General features: G+C 70.7%; 18 protein-coding genes. 5 read left to right on the top strand and 13 right to left on the bottom strand.

What is annotated here, in order from left to right; genetic code table 11:
- Positions 1 to 64: 64 nt before the first annotated feature.
- Both ACOWU6_RS04760 and ACOWU6_RS04755 read right to left on the bottom strand, forming a co-directional pair.
- Complete coding sequence (locus ACOWU6_RS04760) at positions 65 to 979, bottom strand: MetQ/NlpA family ABC transporter substrate-binding protein (RefSeq protein ID WP_271172451.1); 915 nt, start codon at positions 977 to 979, stop codon at positions 65 to 67.
- A 99-nt stretch (positions 980 to 1,078) separates the two neighbouring features.
- Positions 1,079 to 1,588 carry an Lrp/AsnC family transcriptional regulator gene (locus ACOWU6_RS04755; protein WP_271172452.1) on the bottom strand — a complete coding sequence of 170 codons (510 nt, stop codon included), beginning with the start codon at positions 1,586 to 1,588 and terminating at the stop codon, positions 1,079 to 1,081.
- Between the two features lie 137 nt (positions 1,589 to 1,725).
- Here ACOWU6_RS04755 and ald point away from each other — a divergent pair, with 137 nt between their 5' ends.
- A complete protein-coding gene (ald, locus tag ACOWU6_RS04750; RefSeq protein WP_421074888.1) occupies positions 1,726 to 2,823 on the top strand; it encodes an alanine dehydrogenase in 1,098 nt (365 codons plus the stop codon).
- A 69-nt stretch (positions 2,824 to 2,892) separates the two neighbouring features.
- Here ald and mnhG read toward each other — a convergent pair whose 3' ends face one another.
- Genes mnhG through ACOWU6_RS04720 form a run of 6 tightly spaced genes read right to left on the bottom strand, consistent with a single transcriptional unit; the run spans position 2,893 to position 9,160 of the window.
- Complete coding sequence (gene mnhG / locus ACOWU6_RS04745; RefSeq protein WP_421074887.1) at positions 2,893 to 3,273, bottom strand: monovalent cation/H(+) antiporter subunit G; 381 nt, start codon at positions 3,271 to 3,273, stop codon at positions 2,893 to 2,895.
- Complete coding sequence (locus tag ACOWU6_RS04740; protein ID WP_271172459.1) at positions 3,270 to 3,536, bottom strand: monovalent cation/H+ antiporter complex subunit F; 267 nt, start codon at positions 3,534 to 3,536, stop codon at positions 3,270 to 3,272. The genes mnhG and ACOWU6_RS04740 overlap by 4 nt, the downstream gene beginning before the upstream one ends.
- Positions 3,533 to 4,123, bottom strand: a complete 591-nt coding sequence (locus tag ACOWU6_RS04735) for a Na+/H+ antiporter subunit E (protein WP_282978282.1) — start codon at positions 4,121 to 4,123, stop codon at positions 3,533 to 3,535. Before ACOWU6_RS04735 ends, ACOWU6_RS04740 begins: the two co-directional genes overlap by 4 nt.
- Positions 4,120 to 5,676 (bottom strand): Na+/H+ antiporter subunit D, encoded by a 1,557-nt coding sequence (locus ACOWU6_RS04730; protein WP_324013406.1) that lies wholly within the window; start codon positions 5,674 to 5,676, stop codon positions 4,120 to 4,122. Before ACOWU6_RS04730 ends, ACOWU6_RS04735 begins: the two co-directional genes overlap by 4 nt.
- Positions 5,673 to 6,233 carry a Na(+)/H(+) antiporter subunit C gene (locus tag ACOWU6_RS04725; RefSeq protein ID WP_271172462.1) on the bottom strand — a complete coding sequence of 187 codons (561 nt, stop codon included), beginning with the start codon at positions 6,231 to 6,233 and terminating at the stop codon, positions 5,673 to 5,675. Before ACOWU6_RS04725 ends, ACOWU6_RS04730 begins: the two co-directional genes overlap by 4 nt.
- A complete protein-coding gene (locus ACOWU6_RS04720; protein ID WP_421074886.1) occupies positions 6,230 to 9,160 on the bottom strand; it encodes a Na+/H+ antiporter subunit A in 2,931 nt (976 codons plus the stop codon). Before ACOWU6_RS04720 ends, ACOWU6_RS04725 begins: the two co-directional genes overlap by 4 nt.
- Before the next feature lie 160 nt (positions 9,161 to 9,320).
- Between ACOWU6_RS04720 and nucS the strand changes: the two genes are divergently transcribed.
- Complete coding sequence (gene nucS / locus ACOWU6_RS04715) at positions 9,321 to 10,016, top strand: endonuclease NucS (RefSeq protein ID WP_282978287.1); 696 nt, start codon at positions 9,321 to 9,323, stop codon at positions 10,014 to 10,016.
- Positions 10,017 to 10,259: 243 nt separating this feature from the next.
- Here the strand turns inward: nucS and ACOWU6_RS04710 are convergent, their stop codons facing one another.
- From ACOWU6_RS04710 to ACOWU6_RS04695, 4 genes are read right to left on the bottom strand one after another with little or no spacing between them, the layout of a single operon-like run.
- On the bottom strand, positions 10,260 to 13,259 hold the full coding sequence (locus tag ACOWU6_RS04710; RefSeq protein WP_421074885.1) for an alpha-mannosidase: 3,000 nt from the start codon (positions 13,257 to 13,259) through the stop codon (positions 10,260 to 10,262).
- Between the two features lie 24 nt (positions 13,260 to 13,283).
- Positions 13,284 to 14,126, bottom strand: a complete 843-nt coding sequence (locus ACOWU6_RS04705) for a carbohydrate ABC transporter permease (protein WP_324013397.1) — start codon at positions 14,124 to 14,126, stop codon at positions 13,284 to 13,286.
- Positions 14,123 to 15,079 carry a carbohydrate ABC transporter permease gene (locus ACOWU6_RS04700; protein ID WP_421074884.1) on the bottom strand — a complete coding sequence of 319 codons (957 nt, stop codon included), beginning with the start codon at positions 15,077 to 15,079 and terminating at the stop codon, positions 14,123 to 14,125. Before ACOWU6_RS04700 ends, ACOWU6_RS04705 begins: the two co-directional genes overlap by 4 nt.
- Positions 15,072 to 16,421, bottom strand: a complete 1,350-nt coding sequence (locus ACOWU6_RS04695) for an extracellular solute-binding protein (RefSeq protein WP_421074895.1) — start codon at positions 16,419 to 16,421, stop codon at positions 15,072 to 15,074. Before ACOWU6_RS04695 ends, ACOWU6_RS04700 begins: the two co-directional genes overlap by 8 nt.
- Positions 16,422 to 16,564: 143 nt before the next feature.
- Here ACOWU6_RS04695 and ACOWU6_RS04690 point away from each other — a divergent pair, with 143 nt between their 5' ends.
- The 3 genes from ACOWU6_RS04690 to ACOWU6_RS04680 are packed head-to-tail and all read left to right on the top strand — an operon-like array spanning position 16,565 to position 19,821.
- On the top strand, positions 16,565 to 17,797 hold the full coding sequence (locus ACOWU6_RS04690) for an ROK family protein (protein ID WP_421074883.1): 1,233 nt from the start codon (positions 16,565 to 16,567) through the stop codon (positions 17,795 to 17,797).
- Between the two features lie 44 nt (positions 17,798 to 17,841).
- Positions 17,842 to 18,540, top strand: a complete 699-nt coding sequence (locus tag ACOWU6_RS04685; RefSeq protein WP_282978292.1) for an HAD hydrolase-like protein — start codon at positions 17,842 to 17,844, stop codon at positions 18,538 to 18,540.
- Positions 18,541 to 18,549: 9 nt separating this feature from the next.
- Complete coding sequence (locus ACOWU6_RS04680) at positions 18,550 to 19,821, top strand: hypothetical protein (RefSeq protein ID WP_421074882.1); 1,272 nt, start codon at positions 18,550 to 18,552, stop codon at positions 19,819 to 19,821.
- Between the two features lie 70 nt (positions 19,822 to 19,891).
- On the opposite strand, the gene ACOWU6_RS04675 is transcribed toward ACOWU6_RS04680, so the two are convergent.
- Positions 19,892 to 20,098, bottom strand: a complete 207-nt coding sequence (locus ACOWU6_RS04675; protein WP_271172470.1) for a cold-shock protein — start codon at positions 20,096 to 20,098, stop codon at positions 19,892 to 19,894.
- Positions 20,099 to 20,197 lie beyond the last annotated feature (99 nt).

The raw sequence follows: 20,197 nt of genomic DNA, 5'->3' as shown, positions 1-20,197 counted from the left end.
TCTCGGAAAGCGCGATACGCGGGCGGCCTCGGGCCACCCGCGTATCGTAACGCGGCGGGGTCGGTCAGCCGGCGCTCTGCGCCTGCTCCTGGACCTCCTCGAGCGACGCCTGGAGCTCCTCCTTGGGCGTCTGCACGAACTCGGCCGTGCCGCTCGCGCTCTCCTGAGCGCCGTCGAGCACGTCCTGGTTGGTCTGGTAGATCTCGACGAGCTTGTTCAGCACCTCGTCGTCGACGTCCTCAGCGCGCGTCGCGAAGATGTTGACGTACGGGAGCGCCGAGGGGTCCGACGGGTCGTCCGACGCGATCGCGTCCTCGCCGGTGAGACCGGCGTTCTCCAGGAAGTCGTTGTTGATGATCGCGGCCGCGACGTCGGGCAGCGACGTGCCGATGAGCGATGCGTCCAGGCCCTCGACCTTCACGCGCGACTCGTCCTCGACGACGTCCTCGAGCGTCGAGAAGGGGCTGCCGCCATCCTTCAGCTCGATGAGGCCCGCCGACTGGAGGACGAGCAGGCCGCGGGCCTGGTTCGTCGTGTCGTTCGGCACGATGACCGTCTCGCCCTCGGGGATGTCCTCGACGCTGTCGTACTTGTCGGAGTAGAGGCCGAGCGGGTAGATGGCCGTCGAGCCGATGGGCTGCAGGTCGTCTCCGGCCGAGACGTTGTAGTCGGCGAGGTAGAGGATGTGCTGGAACTGGTTGATGTCCAGCTCGCCCTCGCTGAGCGCGGGGTTGGGCTGCGTGTACTCGGTGAAGTCGACGATGTCGACGTAGATGCCCTCCTCCTCGGCCGCGGCCTCGAAGACGGCCCAGTAGGGCTCGCTCGCGCCGACGACGCCGAGCTGAACGGGGTCGGCCTCGGTTCCGCGGGTCTCCGCGGCGGGCTCTTCGGCGGCGTCGCCGCCACCGGAGGCGCAGCCGGCAACGGCCAGGAGGCCGACGACGGCGAGGGGTGCCAGAGTGCGAATGCGGAATGCCATGTGAAGCTCCTCGGGTGCAGGGATTCCACGGTAGGCAGACCCGCCGCCGACCCGCCAACCAGGCGACACAGAGCGCAACAGGATGGCCGCCCGCGCGAGTCAGCGGAACGGCGCTGCCACGGCGTTGCGGTGGTACTCGAAGATGATGCTCGTGCGCGTGGTCGCGACCGACGGCTGCGCGGAGAGATGGTCGACGACGAACTGCCGGACGTCCGATGCGCGCTCGACCGCGATGTGGACGAGGAAGTCGTCGGCGCCGCCGATGAAGAACAGCTGCACGACCTGCGGCAGGCGCCGCACCTCGTCGGCGAACGCGACGATGCTGTCATGTCGTGACCCGGGGCGCAGCGTGACGCCGACCATCGCCTGCAGGCCGCGCCCGAGGCGCTCCTGGTCGACGCTGGCGTGGAAGCCGGTGATGACGCCGCGCTCGACGAGCGAGCGCATGCGCGCGTGGGCGGTCGAGGGCGCGATGTCGAGAGCCGCCGCGAGGTCGGCGTTCGTGATGCGCCCCTCGCGCTCGAGGATGGCGAGGATGCGGGCATCGAGGTCGTCCAGCCGCTCGGTTCGAACATCCTTCGATCGCGGGTCGCGTCCGGGGCCGTCCATGGACGAAAGCGTAGCGACATCCGCCATCTTTCCGAAGGATCTTCGGGACCGGATGACCTCGGGCGATGATCCTGCGAGCATCGAAGGAGAGCGGCTCACGAGGCCGCACGCCGTCGACGGAGACCAGGAGCCCCACCATGCGCATCGGAATCCCCACCGAGATCAAGAACAACGAGAACCGCGTGGCCCTCACGCCGGCGGGCGCCGACGCCCTCGTCCATCGCGGTCACGAGGTGCTCGTGCAGGCGGGCGCGGGGGCCGGATCGCACTTCTCGGATGACGACTACCGCGCCGCAGGCGCCCGCATCGTCCCGGACGCGGAGACGGTGTGGGGCGACGCCGAGCTGCTCGTCAAGGTCAAGGAGCCGATCGCTTCGGAGTACGGCCACCTGCGCGACGACCTGACGCTGTTCGCCTACCTCCACCTCGCCGCCGACCAGCCGCTGACCGACGCGCTCATGGCGGCCGGCACGACGGCCGTCGCGTATGAGACGGTGCAGCTCGCCGACCGGTCGCTCCCGCTCCTCACGCCCATGAGCGAGGTCGCCGGACGCCTCTCGATCGCGGTCGGCGCCTATCACCTCACTCGGCCGCAGGGTGGCCGGGGGATGCTGCTCGGCGGCATCGCCGGCGCCCCGCGCGCCGAGGTCGTCGTCATCGGCGGCGGTGTCGCGGGCGAGCATGCCGCGGCGAGTGCGCTCGGCCTCGGCGCGCAGGTCACCGTCATCGACGTGAGCCTGCCGCGTCTGCGCGAGCTCGAGCACCGCTACGGCGGAGCCCTGCAGACGCGGCATTCGACGCGGTACGCGATCGGGGAGGCGCTCGAGCGCGCCGACCTCGTGATCGGATCGGTGCTCATCCCCGGGGCAGCCGCCCCCAAGCTCGTCACCGACGAGATGGTCGCCGCGATGAAGCCCGGATCGCTGCTCGTCGACATCGCGATCGACCAGGGTGGGTGCTTCGAGGGCTCGCACGCGACGACGCACGACGACCCGACGTTCCCCGTGCACGACAGCCTCTTCTACTGCGTCGCGAACATGCCCGGCGCCGTGCCCGAGACGTCGACGCGGGCTCTGACGAACGCGACCCTGCCCTACATCGCCGCCATCGCCGACCGCGGCTGGCATGCGGCCGCGCAGGCCGACCCCGCCCTCGCGAAGGGACTCAACGTGTTCGGCGGCTCCGTGACGAACGCGGGCGTCGCCTCGGCCTTCGGCTACGCACTCGCCAGCTGAGCCCCGGCCGTCGAGACTAGCCCCGGTCGTCGAGACCCGCGCACGGAGCACTAGCCTCGACGACGAGCGCTAGTCTCGCGGATGGGGCGGGCTCGCGAGCTCGTCGCTCGAACGGGCGTCGGCGGCGAGCTCGTCGACGAAGAGGCTCTCCTCGTCGATCGTCCTGTTCCGGTACGCCTGGCGGCCGACCATGTGCGCCGAGAGCGGCGCGGTCGCCATCTGGATGACGACGATCGGCACGAGCATCGCCACGGCCGCCCACGACCGCAGCGACAGCGCGGCCGCGATCGCGATGAGGAGGAGGCCCAGCACCTGGGGCTTCGTCGCGGCGTGAAGGCGCGACGGCACGTCGCGGAAGCGCAGGAGGCCGATCGCGGCCGTGAGGCACAGCAGCGCCCCCACCAGGACGAGAACGAGGGCCGTGGTGTCGAGGATCTCGTCGCCGCTCACCGGTCCTGCTCCTTCCGCGCGACGAACCGGGCCACCGCGATCGAGCCGAAGACGCCGATCGCGGCGATGATGAGCATGATCGGCAGCGTGCGCGTGTGCTGGTTGATGACCGCCTCCGCGCCGAGAACGCACAGCACCATGCTCAGCAGCACATCGCTCGCGACCGCGCGATCCAGGATCGACGGGCCCACGACCATCCGCACGATCGTGAGCGCGGCAGCGATCGCGAAGACCGCGAGGATGGCGATGACGAGCGGGTTCATCGGGCGCCTCCCTGCGCGATGCGGTCCTCGACGGCAGGTGCGCCGTCCCGGATGAGCGCGACATCCTCGCGCGAGCCGACCGCGCGCACGGCGCGCGCCTCCCAGCGGAGGGCGGACGCACGCTGGCTCTCGACATCCGCCGCCGAGCGGACGCCGATCACGTGCAGATACAGCACGCGGTTCTCGCGATCGGCCTCGACGACGAGCGATCCCGGGATGAGCGACGTCGCGACCGCGGTGTGGGTCATCACGAGGTCGTCGTCGATGCGCAGCGGGACGCGGATGATCGCGGCGCCGGGCTGCCCGGGCGTCAGGGTCTGCCACGCCACGGTGAGCGCACCGCGGACGAGCGATGCGAGGAAGACGACGACGAAGACCACGCCGAACCAGATGTTGACGCGTCCCGAGAGCTCGGCCGTCGGCAGGCGGAACACGGTCGTCACGAACAGCGCGATGACGAGTCCCGTGACCGCGGCGAGCACCGTGAACTGGCCCCAGAGCAGCATCCAGAGGACGACGAGCCAGACGAAGAACGGAAGCTGCCGCCAGACCCGGCTGAGCAGGGTACGGGGAGCTGCCGGGCTCATGCTCCGCCCTCCACGTCCTCGAGCTGGACGAGCGAGATCGGCTCGAGCAGCGACTGGCCGATCCGCTCGCAGACATCGTAGAGCGGGCCCGCGAAGACGGTCAGGCCCACCGTGACCGCGACCATCCCGACCGTCGCGGTCGTCATGATCCGCGGGATGACCCGGCGCTCGGTCTGCACACCCGCCGCGGGGGCGTCGGAGAGGTGCGAGATGCGGGCCTCGGTCTCGGTCGAGTCCTCCTCCTCGCGCCAGAACGCGAGATTCCACGCGCGCATGAGGGCGTACAGCGTGAGCAGCGACGTGATGATGCCGCCCGCGATGACGACGTACATGAGCGGAGTGCCCACGCGGGCGGCCGCCTCGAAGAGGGCGAACTTGCCGATGAAGCCCGAGAACGGCGGCAGGCCGCCGAGGTTGAGCGCGGGGATGAAGTACAGCGCCGCGAGCAGCGGCGCCGCCGCGAAGAGGCCCTTGACCTTGAGGATCGACGTCGACCCCGCGCGGCGCTCGATGAGGCCGACCGCGAGGAAGAGGGTCGTCTGCACCACGATGTGGTGGACCATGTAGTAGATCGTCGCCCCGACGGCCTCCTCGGTCGCGATCGCGAGCCCGAAGATCATGTAGCCGACGTGGCTCACGAGCGTGAACGAGAGGATGCGCTTGAGCTCGGCCTGCGCCACGGCGCCGAGGATGCCGACGAGCATCGTCGCGAGGGCGACGACGAGCAGCAGCGCGTTGATGTCGGAGTCGTGGAAGAGCTGCGTCTCGGTGCGGATGAGCGCGTACACGCCCACCTTGGTGAGGAGGCCCGCGAAGACGGCCGTGACCGGTGCCGGCGCGGTCGGGTACGAGTCGGGCAGCCAGAACGACAGCGGGAAGACGGCCGCCTTGATCGCGAAGGCGAGCACGAGCAGCACGTGGATGACGAGCTGCACGTCGGAGGGGAGCTCGACCATCCGCTCGGCGATCTGCGCCATGTTCACGGTGCCGAGCGCGCCGTAGATCACGGCGATCGACGACAGGAAGAGGATCGACGACACGAGCGAGACGACGATGTAGACGACGCCCGAGCGGATCCGCGCCTTCGTGCCGCCGAGCGTGATGAGCACGTACGACGCGACGAGCAGGATCTCGAACCCCACGTAGAGGTTGAAGAGGTCGCCCGCGATGAAGGCGTTGAAGATGCCCGCCGCGAGGATGAGGTACGACGGGTGGAAGATCGAGACGGGGGTCTCGTCGTCGCCGTCCGCCGCGCCCTGGCCGACAGAGAAGAGGAGGACGGCGAGGAGCACGACGCTCGAGACGGCGACGAGAAGGGCCGCGAGCCGGTCGACGTACAGGACGATGCCGAACGGCAGCGGCCATCCGGCGACCGACACGGCGAGCGGCGTGCCGAGATCGACCGCGATGAGGAGCACGACCGCGAGCACGAACGTCACGCTCAGCGTGAGGATCGACAGCGTCACCTGGAGCCGGCGCCGGCGGCCGAAGATGAGGGTCAGGGCCGCCCCGAGGAGCGGGATGGCGACGAGGAGCGGCACGAGGTTGCTCACGGGCTCTCCTCCCCTCGGTCGTCCTGATCGGCGCGGCGTCTGTATTCCGAATCCGGTATGTCGACGGGGGCGTCATCCTGCAGGCCCGGGGCATCCGCCGCGTGCAGGAGCGTGATGGGCGACGCGGCGACGCCCACGAAGTCGGTGACTGACTCGTCGCCGGTCTCCGCGTCCTCCTCCTCGACCTCGAGCACGTCCTCCGTCTGGATCGCGCGCTCGCGCAGCGAGAGGTCCTCCTCGTCGTCCTCGACCGTGTCGGCCCGGCCGAGCTGCCACGACCGGTAGATGAGCGCGAGGAGGAATGCGCTCACGGCGAAGGTGATGACGATCGCCGTGAGCATGAGGGCCTGCGGGAGCGGATCGCTCTGCGGCCCGTCGTCGCCGTAGAACGGCGAGACCCCGGGGTACCCCATGACGGTCAGCAGCAGGAGGTTCGTCGCGTTGCCGAGGAGCAGGAAGCCGATGAGCACGCGCGTGAGGCTCCGCTCGAGCATCGCGTAGACGCCCGCTGCGTACAGGCCGGCCATGATCGCGATGAGCGTGAACGAGGTGGTCATCGGGTCACCGCCGTCTGCTCCTGGGCATCCTTCTCGGTGCGCAGCTGGCGGTCCACCTCGGCGCCGAGGCTCCTCAGGACGTCGAGCACGAGCCCGATGACGACGAGGTAGACGCCGATGTCGAAGATCGTCGACGTGACGAACTCGACGTGGCCGACGAGCGGCAGATCGGCCTCCCAGACCCCGCGCGTGAGCGGGTCGAGTCCGAACAGCAGCGGCACGACCGCGGTCCCCACTGCGAGCACCATCCCGATGCCCAGCAGCTGGCCGGCGTCGCCCGGCGCCGCGACACCGAGCTCGTATCGCCCGCCGGCGATGTACCGCATGACGAGCGCCATGCCGGCGACGAGCCCGCCCGCGAATCCGCCGCCGGGCAGGTTGTGGCCTGCGAAGAGCAGATAGAGCGACACGACGATGATCGTGTGGAAGAGGATGCGCACGATCACCTCGAGCAGGATCGAGCGCGCCTCGCGGCTCATCCGCTGTCCGCCGACGAGCCACGCGCGCGGCCGGTCGCGGTTGGCGCTCGTCTCGGTGCGGATCCCATCCGTCGTCTCCACGAGCGGGCGTGTGCGGCCCGCCTTGCGCGCGGCCCGCGGGAGCTTCCGGGTCGTCGAGCGCAGCGTGTCGGAGCGGTGCGTGACGAACACGAGCGACGCGACGCCGGTCGCCGCGAGGACGAGCACCGAGAGCTCGCCCATCGTGTCCCATCCGCGCAGGTCGACGAGGGCGACGTTCACGATGTTCCGGCCGTGGCCGATCTCGTAGGCCATCTCGCCCCACGCCGTCGAGATCGGCTCGTGGATGCGCGCACTCGAGGCGAGGACGGCCACGACCGCCATCGTGATGCCGACCGCGATCGCGAGGACGGCGCGCGCCACGGGGGCCACCGAGTCGTTGTGGCTTCCGAGCCGAGACGGCAGTCGGCGCAGCACGAGCGCGAAGGCGATGAGGGTGATCGCCTCGACGAGCACCTGCGTGAGCGCGAGGTCGGGGGCTCCCTCGACCGCGAAGAGCACGACCATCCCGAGCCCCGTGACCGAGACGAGCACGACGCCCGTGTAGCGCTTCCGCGCGCGCACCGCGAGGATGCCCGCGGCGATCATGAGCGGTGCGGCGGCGAGCTGCACGGGGTGCTGCCACGCGTCGAGCGCGACGCGCCACTCGTGGCCGGCGAGGAGCACGGTCCCCTCCGCGGCGACGAACACGACGAAGATCGTCCCGACGTACAGGGGCAGCGACCCACGCTGGGTGATCGAGGTCACCGCGACCGACAGGCGGTCGACCGTGCGGGTCGTCGCGTAGTAGACGTCGGCCGCCTGGATGCGCAGGACGCGGCCCGATGCATCCCAGCCGGTGCGGCGCGCGACCCAGAAGACTCCGGCGCCCGCGACGATCGTGAGCAGCGACAGCAGGAGCGCGGGCTCGAGACCGTGCCAGAGCGCGAGGTGGTAGTGCCCGTCGCCCAGGGCGGTGTCGGCATAGCCCGACAGGACGTCGTCGAGGAGCGGTGCGACGAGCCCGCCCGCGAGCGCGAGGGACGCGAGGATGAGCGGCGACGTGAGGAACCCGAGCGGCGGATCGGGCCAGTGCGTCTGCTCCCGCTGCGCGCCGCTCGCGTCGCGCTTCGTCCAGAACGCACCCCAGACGAAGCGGATGCCGTACGCGAGCGTGAGCGCCGATCCGAGGACGACGCCGACGAGGGCGATGAGACCCCAGACGTCGCCCGCGAGCGCCCCGTCGAGGAGCGCCGTGAAGGCGGCCTCCTTCGCCACGAACCCGAGGGTCGGCGGCAGGCCGGCCATCGTCGCGACGGCGACCATCGAGAGGGCCGCCATCGTCGGCGCCTGACGGCCGACACCGCTCAGCTCGTCGATGTCGCGCGTCGAGAGCTGACGGTCGATCACGCCGACGACGAGGAAGAGGGCCGACTTGAACAGCGCGTGCGAGAGGAGGAGCGCGATGCCCGCGAGCGCGGTGTCTCGCGCGCCGAAGCCGATCACCGTCGAGATGAACCCGAGCTGGCTCACCGTGCCGAACGCGAGGATGCGCTTGAGGTCGGTCTCGCGCAGCGCCTGGACGCCGGCGAGGATCATCGTCACGACGCCGAGCGTGACGACCACGGGGCGCCAGGGGTCGCTCTCGGCGAAGGCGGGGGCGAACCGGGCGAGCAGGTAGATGCCCGCCTTCACCATGGCGGCGGCGTGGAGGTAGGCGCTGACCGGAGTCGGCGCGGCCATCGCACCGGGAAGCCAGAAATGCAGGGGGAACAGCGCCGACTTGCTGACGGCGCCCACGAGCAGGAGCACGAGCGCCACATCGACGAGCGGGCCGGTCGGCGCGAGCTCGAGGATGCCCGACAGGCTCGTGGTGCCCGCGACCACGACGAGGATCACGACGCCGACGAACATGACCAGGCCGCCGAGCGTCGTCACGAGGAGCGCCTGCAGGGCAGCACGGCGGCTCGCGGCACGTGTGTGATAGTGCCCGATGAGGAGGTACGAGAGGATGCTCGTCATCTCCCAGAACATGACGAGCATGACGGCGTCGTCGGTCAGCACGAGCCCGTACATCGCCCCCGCGAAGGCGAGGAGCACCGCCGAGAAGCGGCCCAGACCCGACGTCTTGCCGCGGAAGTACACGCGGCAGTAGAGCATGACGAGCGCGCCCACGCCGGTCACGACCAGGGTCATGACCCAGCTCAGCGTGTCCATCCGCATCGAGAGCGCGACGTCGAGCGGCCCGATCCAGGTGTATGACTCGAACGGAATGGGGCCCTCGATCACACGGGGCGAGACGACCACCGCATGCACGAGCGCCGCGAGGGGGAAGAGGGCCGCGACCCAGAAGACCCGCGCTCCGAGCCACTTCGCCAGAACCGGAAGCAGAAGCGCTCCGCCCGCGAACATCGCCAGGAGCACGAGCATAGGCATCTCCTCTGGCTCGTCGCGCGCGGCGGGTCAGGTGCGGGGTTTCGCTCCATTCTAGGTGCCGATCCGCGTGATCCTGCCGAAAACCTGGGAAATGCCCTCTGCGGCATGCATCTTGAGGCGCTCCAGAGCCCCTCTCGACGGTTAGGCTCGTGCGGTGCGTCTCGTCATCGCCCGCTGCTCCGTCGACTACACCGGTCGACTCAATGCGCATCTGCCGCTCGCCACGCGCGTGCTCATGCACAAGGGCGATGGGAGCCTGCTCGTGCACTCGGACGGCGGCTCGTACAAGCCGCTGAACTGGATGAGCCCGCCCTGCCGTCTCGACGTCGTCGAGCCGGATGAGGAGCTCGCCTCGGCCGGGGTCGTGCAGGTGTGGAAGGTCACGCACAAGAAGACCGGCGACGCCCTGACGGTGCGCATCCACGAGGTGCTGAGCGACACGCAGCACGACCTCGGCGTCGACCCCGGCCTCATCAAGGACGGCGTCGAGGCCGACCTGCAGCGCCTGCTCGCCGAGCAGGTCGATCTCATCGCGACCGGCGCGACCCTCGTGCGCCGGGAGTACCCCACCGCGATCGGGCCCGTGGACCTCCTCGTGCGCGACTCGGCCGGCGTCGCGATCGCGGTCGAGGTGAAGCGCCGCGGCGACATCGACGGCGTCGAGCAGCTCACGCGGTACCTCGAGCTGCTCGGCCGCGACCCCCATCTCGCACCCGTGCAGGGCGTGTTCGCTGCCCAGGAGATCAAGCCGCAGGCCCGCGTGCTCGCAGAGGACCGCGGCATCCGCTGCCTGACCCTCGACTATGAGGAGATGAAGGGCATCGAGTCGGGCGTCCCCCGACTGTTCTGAGGCCGTCCTCCGCCCAGGTCGCACTTACCGGCCCCAAACCGGCCAACACGGACGCCAACTGCGACCTGAACAACCCCTCCCCCGCCCAGGTCGCACTTCGCGGCCCCAAACCGGCCGATACCGACGCCAACTGCGACCTGAACAACCCCTCCCCCACCCAAGTCGCACTTTCCGGCCCCAAACCGGCCGATTTGGACGCCGACTGCGACCTGAACAACCGCGGCCGGCGAGACGGATCAGCCCCTAGGCCCGGCGCAGGCGCAGCGTCACGAGCTCGAACGGCCGCAGCTCCAGAGCCAGCGCATCGCCTGATCCGGCGTCCAGCGCGCGTTCGAGGAGGTCCGTCCGCCGCGCATCGGCGACCGCGAACCCCGGCACGAGCCGGCCCGAGGCGCGCGCCCCGCGGGCCTCGTACAGGCGCACGACGACGTCCCCTGACCCGTCCTCCGCGAGCTTGACCGCCTCGACGAGGATCGAGGGCGCTCCGTCGATCCTCACGATCGGCTCGACGGGGCGACCGCGCCGGATGCGCGGTGGCAGGTTGAGCCGGTAGCCCTCTGCCGCCGCGTCGAGGATCCCGCCGGTCGACACCGCATGGCGGAAGACGTGCACGCCCTGGTCGGCCTCGGGGTCGGGGAACACCGGCGCCCGCAGCAGCGACTCCCGCACGCGCGTCGCGCCGCCCCCACCGGCACGCGCACGGCGCGTCACGTCGTGGCCGTAGACGCGGTCGTTCGCGACGGTGACGCCGAAGCCGGGCTCGTCCACGTGCAGCCATCGATGCGCCACGGTCTCGAACCGCGCGGCGTCCCACGACGTGTTGGCGTGGATCGGGCGGCGGATGTGTCCGAACTGGATCTCCGACGCCGCCGTGTCGGCGAGCACGTCGACGTCGAACGCGAGCTTGAGGAGCTTCTGCCGCTCGTGCCAGTCGACCGTCGTCTCGATGTCCAGCGCGGCGCCGTGCGGCGCGATCCGCAGGCGCTGCACGACGGAGGACCTCCCCACCTCGCGCTCCACGACGACCGCGTTCCCCTCGATCCGGATGGCCGCGGTGCGGGCGGGCGCGAGCGGGGTGCGGTTGAAGTGGTGGTCGATGTCCCACGCGTCCCACTGGTTCGGGGTGTCGCGGAACAGCTGCAGCACGTTGCCGCGCCCCTCGGGCGGCACGACTTCGCGACCGGCTCGGCGGTCGACGAACGACACGATCTCGCCGTCGGCGTCGATCACGACCCGGAGGGCGTCCGACTCGAGCACGCACCCGCCGTCGGCTTCGCGCACGGATGAGCCCGCGCCATCCGCTCGTGTCGGCACTGCGGCGAGCGCCGGCGCCCCGTGGAGCGCGATGGGCGCCGCGTTGAACACGACCTCCTCGTCGCCGTCGCCCGCGAGCACGTCGAGCGCGTCGGCGATGAGCGCCTCGAGGTCGTCGGCCACGCGCGCGTAGTTCTCCTCGGCCTGCTGGTGCACCCAGGCGATCGACGAGCCGGGCAGGATGTCGTGGAACTGCTGCAGGAGCACCGTCTCCCATGCGCGGCGCAGCGCGTCTGCCGGGTACGGCGCCCCGTGCCGCACGGTCGCGACGGTCGCCCACAGCTCGGCCTCGCGCAAGAGGTGCTCGCTGCGCCGGTTGCCCGCCTTCGTGCGCGCCTGCGACGTGTACGTGCCGCGGTGGAACTCGAGGTAGAGCTCGCCCGACCACGTCGCCGGCGACGGATGGCCCGCGCGGGCCTGCGCGAAGAAGGCGTCGGGGCGCAGGAAGTCGACGCGAGGCGACCCCTCGAGGTCGCGCTTGCGGAGGCCGGTCTCGATCATCTCGCGCGTGGGCCCTCCCCCGCCGTCGCCGTAGCCGAACGGCACGAGCGACAGATCGCTGATCCCGCGCTCGGCGTTCTGGCGCTCGGCGCGCGCGAGGTCGACCGCGCCGAGATCGGAGTTGTACGTGTCGACGGGAGGGAAGTGCGTGAAGACGCGGGTGCCGTCGACGCCCTCCCACAGGAAGGTGTGATGCGGCATGACGTTCGTCTCGTTCCACGAGATCTTCTGGGTGAGGAAGTTCTCCGATCCCGATGCCGCGACGATCTGCGGCAGCGCACCGGAGTATCCGAAGGAGTCCGGCAGCCACACCTCAGTCGTCTCGACCCCCAGCTCGCGCAGGAAGAACCCCTTGCCCGCGACGAACTGGCGAGCGAGCGCCTCGCCGCCCGGCATGTTCGTGTCGGATTCGACCCACATGCCGCCCACCGGCGCCCACCTCCCCTCGGCGACGCGCTCGCGGATGCGCGCGAAGAGCTCGGGATAGTGCTCCTTCATCCACGCGTACTGCTGCGCCGACGACGCCGCGAACACGAAGTCGGGGTAGCGGTCCATGAGGTCGAGCACGTTCGAGAACGTCCGCGCGCACTTGCGGATGGTCTCGCGCACGGGCCAGAGCCACGCCGAGTCGATGTGCGCATGGCCGACGGCCGCGACCCGGTGCGTCGAGGCGGGGGATGCCGCGGCGAGCGCGGGTGAGAGCGCCTCCCTCGCGAGCGCCGCGGTCCCCGGGACGTCGTCCGGGTCGAGGGCGTCGGAGGCCCGCTCGAGGGCGCGGAGCAGGCCCGCGCGCCGCGTCGACCGCTCGGGAAGCACCGCGAGGAGACCCTCGAGCGTCGACCAGTCGCGCTCGAGCGCCGCGACCTCGCGATCGCGCAGCACGAGGCGCACGCCCCCGAAGCGGTACAGGGGGTCGCTCCCCGCGGTCGCCTTGTCGCCGAGCGCCGTCGGGCGGAACTCCCAGTCCGACCCCACGTCGGGGTTCGAGGCCGCCTCGATGAGCACGTCGACGTGCGCGGCTGCCGCATCGACGGCGACCCAGTCGTTGCGCGGCTCGAGTCCCTTGAGCACGCTCCCGTCCGGCGTGTAGACGAGGCCCTCGCACTGGAAGCCGGGCTGCCCCGCGATGAACCCGAGATCCACGACGAGCTCGATGTCGTGCGTCCCCGCCTCCGCACGCTCGCGCCATCCGCTCGGCACCTCCGCGCGCACGCGGAACCAGGTCGTGCCCCACGGGCGCCCCCACGCGTCGCCCGATGCGATCGGCCTGAAGCCGTCGCGCGGCACGGCGCCGAGGGGCACCGGCTCGTCCGGCGCCTCCCACGCCTCGACCTCGATCGGCGCCTGCTCGGCGCGGATGGCCGGGGCGATGCGATCGCGGTAGGTGCGGGCGATGCGGCTCGCGATCAGGGCGGAGTCATCGTGCATGGGGGTTCCTTTCCGAAGTGTGGGTCAGCCCTTGACCGCGCCGGCGAGAGCGAATGATCCGCCCGAGAGCCGTGTGACGAGGACGTACAGCGCGAGGACGGGGAGTGAGTAGATGAGGGAGAACGCCGCGAGCTGCCCGTAGGCGACCGCGCCGTACTGCCCGAAGAAGGCGAAGATGCTCACGGCGGCCGGCTGCCGGTCGGGGCTCAGCAGCAGCACGAACGGGACGAAGAAGTTCCCCCAGGCCTGCATGAACACGAAGATGAAGACGACTCCGATGCCCGAGCGCATGAGCGGCATGACGACGCGCGTGAGGGTGGTCAGCATCGATGCGCCATCGACCCACGCGGCCTCCTCGAGTGAGATCGGCACGGAGTCCATGAAGTTCTTCGTCATCCAGATCGCCATCGGGAGGGACGTCGCCGCGAGGAACAGGACCGTTCCGAGGACGGAGTCGATGAGGTTGAACCACACGAACAGCATGTAGACGGGCACCATCATCGCGGTGATCGGCAGACAGGTGCCGAAGAGCACGCCGTAGAGGAACGGCTGGTTGATGCGCAGCCGGTACCTCGAGAGCGGATAAGCCGCGAGGACGGCGACGATCACGGTGATGATCGCGCATCCTCCCGACAGGATGACGCTGTTCAGCAGCGGTCGGAAGGCGAGCTCGGGCGTGAGGACCGCCGTGAAGTTCTCGAGCGTCCATTCCGCAGGGATCGCGACCGACAGCGTGGCGGACCGGTCGAACGAGGCGAGCAGGAGCCACCCCATCGGGAGGAGGAAGGCGACGCCGATCACGACCAGGATGAGGTTGGCCGTGAGGCGCAGCCCGCGTCCTCGCGGCGACGTCAGTGCGAGCGTCATCGGTCTGCCTCCGGTCGCAGAGCACGGATGTACACGATCGAGAAGATGCCTCCGACGACGAGCAGGATGGTCGCGATCGCGGTCCCGAAGCCGAGCTCGGAGAACTTGAACGCCTCCTGATAGGCGAGGACGGGGAGCGTCGACGAGGAGGTGCCGGGGCCGCCCCCGGTCATCACGTAGATGAGCGTGAAGACGGACAGCGTCTGCAGGGTGGTGAGCATGAGGTTGGTCGAGATGCTCCGTCGGATCATCGGCACCGTGATGTAGGCGAAGCGCTGCCATCCGCGCGCGCCGTCCACCTCGGCCGACTCGGTGATCTCCGGCGGCACCTCGGCGAGCGCCGCCGAGTACACGAGCATCGAAAACGCGGTGCCGCGCCAGATGTTCGCGAGGATGACCGAGAGCATCGGCGCGTCGTACAGCCAGGACGGACCCTCCACGCCGACCAGCCCGAGCAGAGCGTTGAGCGTCCCGTCCTGCGCGAAGAACGCGTACGCCGCGAACGACGCGACGATCTCGGGGAGCACCCAGGCGCCGACCACGATCGTCGCCACCACGCCCCGCACGATAGCGGCCGACGAGCGCATCGCGAGCGCGAGGATCATCCCGAGAACGTTCTGGCCGATGATCGCCGAGCCGATGAGGAAGACGAGCGTGAGGACGACCGACTGCGGGAAGTCCGGATCGGAGAAGAGATCGATGTAGTTCTGGAATCCGACGAACTCGACGTCTCGCGCGGCGGCGCCCCTCAGAGCCGCGTTCGTGAAGGCCCCGTAGAACGAGCTGATCACGGGCCCGAGCAGGAACACCGCGAGGAGCACGACGGCGGGCAGAAGCGGGAGCGCGCGCACCGCGTCGCGACGGAGCCGCCCGCGCGGCGGGCGGGGACCGCCCCGTCGTCGGCGCGGGTCCGCGCCGACGACGAGAGCGGTCTCGGACAGGACGTCACCCATCCTGCGTGTTCTCCTCGCCCACGATGTCGACGACCGCCGCGTCGTACGCGGCCGCGGCTTCCTCGGGCGTCTGCTGCCCCGTCATGACCGCCTCCATGGCCACGGTGATCTCGTTCGAGATCTGCGCGTAGTCGCTCGTCGCCGGGCGGTAGTGCGTGACGTCCACGAGCGAGGAGAAGAACTCGAACGACTCGTTCGCTGCGGTGTACTCCGGGTCGTCGGCGACGTCGGAGCGCACCGCGATCTGGCTCGCCGCGATGTCGTATGTCTGCGAGTTCTCCTTGTTCAGCGCGAGTGCGATGAAGTCCCACGCCGCATCGGGATTGTCCGTTCCCGCGCCCATCGCGAGCGTCCATCCGCCCGACATGCTCGTCGCGCCCGGCTCCTGGCCGTTCTGCGTGGGCATCGGCGCCTGGCCCATCACCTCGCTCCACTCCGGCCACGGAGCGGTTCCGGTCTCGAGCCACGTGCCGCTCAGCCACGAGCCGTCGAGCGCGATCGCCAGCTTGCCCTGCGGCAGCCATTCGGCGGCGACCTTCGTCCCCACGTTCGTGTCGAGCGCCTCCTGCGGCGTCGGCCCGAGCTCACCCTGGTAGACGTCGGCGATGAACTGCAGCGCGTCGACGAACCCCTGGGAGCCGGTCACCCACTTCGAGGTCTCCGTGTCGTAGAGCGTGTCGTCCGTACCGTACAGGAGCATCTCGAAGCCCTGCATGGCCGCGGCCTCCCCCTGCGGCTTGCCGGCGTACACGTTGAGAGGGATGACGTCAGGGATCGACTCCTTGATCGTCTGCGCTGCATCGAGGACGTCCTGCCAGGTCTTGGGCTCCCATGGGACCGGCAGCCCGGCCTGCGCGAACAGCTCGGTGCTGTACCAGAGCGCGCGCGTGTCCGTTCCCATGGGGATCCCGTAGATCTTCCCGTCGTCGCCGAGCCCCGCCTGCTTCGCGTTGTCGAAGAACTGGTCCCAGTCGTCCCACTCCGCGACGTAGTCGTCGAGAGGAGCCAGGTAGCCGGCGTCCACGTCGGACTTGATCATGAAGGTGTCCTCGTACATGACGTCCGGCGCCGTGGCGGGCGACTGGTTCATGAGAGCGAGTTTCGTGAAGTAGTCGTTCTGCTGTGCCTCGATCGGCACGAGCTCGACCGTGACGCCCTCGTGCGCCTCCTCGTAGTCCGCCTTCACGTCCTGGAGGAGGTCGTCGAGCTGGGTGAACGTCCCGAACTTCTGGTACGCGACGCGGATCGTGTCCGCATCGCCGCCTGCCTCGCCGCCTCCGCAGCCGGAGAGCAGCAGCGCACCGGCCCCCAGCAGTGCCAGCGACGTCATCGTCCTGCGCATCATGAGACTCCCTTGTCCGCATCGGCCGACGCGTCGGTGCGCGGCCGCTTCGAGAATTAATAAATCGTCTTGGTTTACTAAAGTCAAGATGCTCGCGGGGATGCGCTCCTGCGAGGTCGATACTGGAGACGGAGGTGCGGCCCATGATGCGACGCGGCGCGAACCTGCCGTCGATCGGCGAGTTCAATCAATCCGTCGTGCTCGACGTCATCCGCGTGGCGCCGACGGGGGTGAGCCGCGTCGAGATCGCGGCCCAGACCGGTCTGTCGTCGCAGACGGTGACGAACGTCGCCCGGCGCCTCCTCGCCGATGGGCTCATCCGCGAGGGCGAGCGGCTCGCGACCGGCCCGGGGAAGCCGCGCACCTCGCTTCATCTCGTCCCCGGGGCGCGCACCGCGGTCGGCATCCACCTCGATCCGTCGTTCATCACGTACACCGTCGTGGATCTCGCCGGTTCGGTGATCGCGCGAGCGGCGACCCCGACGCCGCCCGTGCTCTCGCCCGCCGACGTCATCGAGAGCATGCGGCTCTCGGTCGAGCGGCTCCTGGGCGAGGCGGGTATCGACCGCGCCCGGCTGCTCGGCATCGGGATCGCCGCGCCCGGCCCGCTCGACCTCGAACGGGGAACCGTCGACAACCCGCCGCTGCTCCCCGGGTGGAACGGCGTCCCCCTGAGGGACGCCCTCGGTGACGCGCTCGGCCTTCCCGTCGCGCTCGAGAAGGATGTGACCGCCGCGACCATCGGCGAGCTCTGGTCCGGCCACGACAGCGTGCGAGACGACTTCGCCGTCTTCTACGTCGGCACAGGCGTGGGTCTCGGCGTCGCACTGGACCACAGCGTCCGGCGCGGTGCCACGTCGAATCTGGGAGACATCGGCCACCTCCGGGTGTCTCACGAAGGCGTCGTCTGCGCATGCGGGAACCGCGGCTGCCTCGGAGAGAACATCGCACCGGCCCGCCTCGTGCGCGACGCCGTGCGGGAAGGGATCATCCCGCACGTGGATCCCGCCGATCACGGCGCGATCGCCGCCGCCTACGCCGACGTCTGCGCCGCCGGCGCCTCCGACGAGCGGGCGGCGCGCCTCCTCGAGCAGATCGCCGGCGACATCGCCACGGCGGTCGTCGCGGTCGCGAACCTCCTCGACCTCAGCGACATCGTCTTCAGCGGAGCGTTCTGGAACCACCTCGCGCCGGTCGTCCTCCCGGAGGTCGGGCGCCTCATCGCCCGCTCCCGCGCATACGTCCTGCCGCATGCGCTCCGCGTGTCGACCTCGTCCCTCGGCTCCGATGCGACCGCCATCGGAGCGGGGTGCCAGGTGCTCAGCTCGGCCTTCGCGCCGTCTGCGGCGCCCCTCGTGCGACCCGCGCCGGTCTGACGCGTGCGTCGGTGCGGCGACGCGCCGCGGATAGGGTGGGGAGCATGGCGTCCGAGATCTCCCCCTGGTCCTGCATCCTCTGGGACGTCGACGGGACCGTCGCCGACGCATCCGCCGGGATCCTCCCCCGCATCACGCAGGTCCTCACCGACCTCGGTCGGACCCCGCCCGGCCCCGACGAGCTGTCGGCGTGGATCGGCCCGCCCATGCTCGAGTCGTTCCAGGTGCGCGGCATGCTGAGCCCCGAGGAGGCCGTCGACGCCGTCGCGCGCTACCGCGAGCTCGCCGCGCGCGAGGGCTACGCCGAGTCGGTCGCGCTGTACCCCGGCGTCGCCGACCTCATCCACGCCGTGAACGCGGCGGGCGTTCCGCAGGCGACCGCGAGCACGAAGCCCGAGAACCAGGTGATCGCGATCCTCGAGCACTACGGACTCGCCGGCTGCTTCACCTCGATCACGGGCGCGTCCTCCGATGCCGACTCACTCGACACGAAGGCCACCGTGCTCGCGAAGGCGCTCGAGCGGCTGAAGGAGGCGGGGGTCGACACGTCGCACCCCGTGCTCATCGGCGACCGCCACCACGACGTCGACGGCGCCACGGAGCACGGCGTTCCCGTCATCTTCGTCCGATGGGGCTTCGGCACCCCGGGCGAGGAGGAGGGCGCGATCGCGGTCGTCGACGACATCGACCAGCTGCGGCCGCTTCTGCTGTCCGAGCAGTCCGAGCAGTCCGACGCCGCCTAGCCCGCCGCCGTGTTCGACGACTTCGACATCGAGCTCGAGACCGTCCTGGCGTGGGTCCTGCCCGCACTCGCGGTCTTCGCGGGAGCCGCGCTCGTCGTCGTGCTGACGGTGTGGATCGTCAAGCGCGCCCGTCGGGGTCGCCGGGCGCGTGCGCGGGCCACGACCGCCCTGGACGGCGTCGGCACGAAGCTCGTCGCGCTCGACGACGCGGTGGATGAGCTCGAGCTCGAGCTGCAGCTCTCGGGAGCCCTGTACGGCGGCGACCCGCCGCCCACGCTGCGCCGGTCGCGCATGACCGCGCAGCACACGCGCGACGACGCGTTCGGCGAGTACCGCGCGCTGCGCGAGTCGACCGAGCTTCCCGCACGCGTCCGCCGAGCCGCGCGCGCCCTCACGGCGCGCCTCGACAGGGCGCTGCAGGCCGTCGAGGCCGCACGCGGCGAGCACAGCGCCTGGATCGCCTCGCACGTCACAGCGGCCGAGCAGGTGGCGTCCGCACGCGAGCGCCTCGCGGGCGTCACCGAGCGGATGGGCGACCCCACGGCGCTCCTCGACGACCTCGCGGCACGCGCGGATCGGTCGGAGTGGGACGACGCCGCGGGCGCGGCGGACGACGCCCGAGCGGCGCTCGAGGATGCTCGTCGCCTCCTCGACGAGGCGGAGCGAGCCGCGCAGGACCCGTCCCGATCGGCCCTGGACGACCTCGCGGCGGCTGAGCGCCGACTCCGCACGGCCGAGCAGCGGTCGCGCGCGCTCGAAGAGCGCCACCGCATCGTGCTGCAGGCGGCGCAGGCGGTGCGCGGCGAGCTCGACGCCGCAGCCGCGGCCATCCGCTCGGCCACGGGCATCCGCGCGGCGCTCGAGCCATCCGATGCCGAGCGCCTCGGGCGCGAGATCGAGCGGGCGGCCGACGAGCTCGATCGGCTGCGCGCGGAGGCGGAGCGCCGGCCCGTCGCGACGAACGAGGGCGTCGCCCGTCTGCGCGACCGTCTCGACATGGCCCTCGCGGATGCCCGCACGGCGCAGCAGCGGCTGCTCGGCGCGCGCAGCGCCCTCCCCGGCACCCTGGCCGCCGCACGCTCGGCGCTCGCCCGGGCGGAGACCGCAGTCGGCCACGGGGCGTCGCTCGAGGCGCGGGTGCGACTCGACGCCGCCCGCGCGGAACTCGCCCAGGCGCGGCAGACCGTCGACCCGGTGGAGGCTCTCGACGACGCGCGCCGCGCCATCTGCCATGCCGAGGACGCGAAGGCGCTCGCGGACCACGACCGCGCGAGCGCGTGACCGCCGGCCCGTCCGGGCAGACGGAAGGGCCCGTGCGAGCTGGTCGCACGGGCCCTTCGAACGCTGTGGGTTACAGCGGGCGGATGTTCTCCGCCTGGAGGCCCTTGGGGCCCTGGGCGATTTCGAACTCCACGCGCTGGTTCTCTTCGAGCGAGCGGTAGCCGCTCGCGCTGATCGCGGTGTAGTGCGCGAAGACGTCAGAGCCGCCCTCGTCAGGAGCGATGAAGCCGAAGCCCTTCTCCGAGTTGAACCACTTGACGGTGCCTTGCGTGCTCATGTACTGCCGTTCTTCTTGATGGGTGCCGATGCAGATTTCGCGCCGACCGAGGCCCACGCTACGGGAGTCGAGCCGAAATGGATAGGGCCATCTGCCGAA

This window comes from Microbacterium sp. SA156 (genome assembly GCF_049065455.1).
Lineage (GTDB): Bacteria > Actinomycetota > Actinomycetes > Actinomycetales > Microbacteriaceae > Microbacterium > Microbacterium barkeri.
This window is presented reverse-complemented; position numbering and strand designations above follow the sequence as displayed.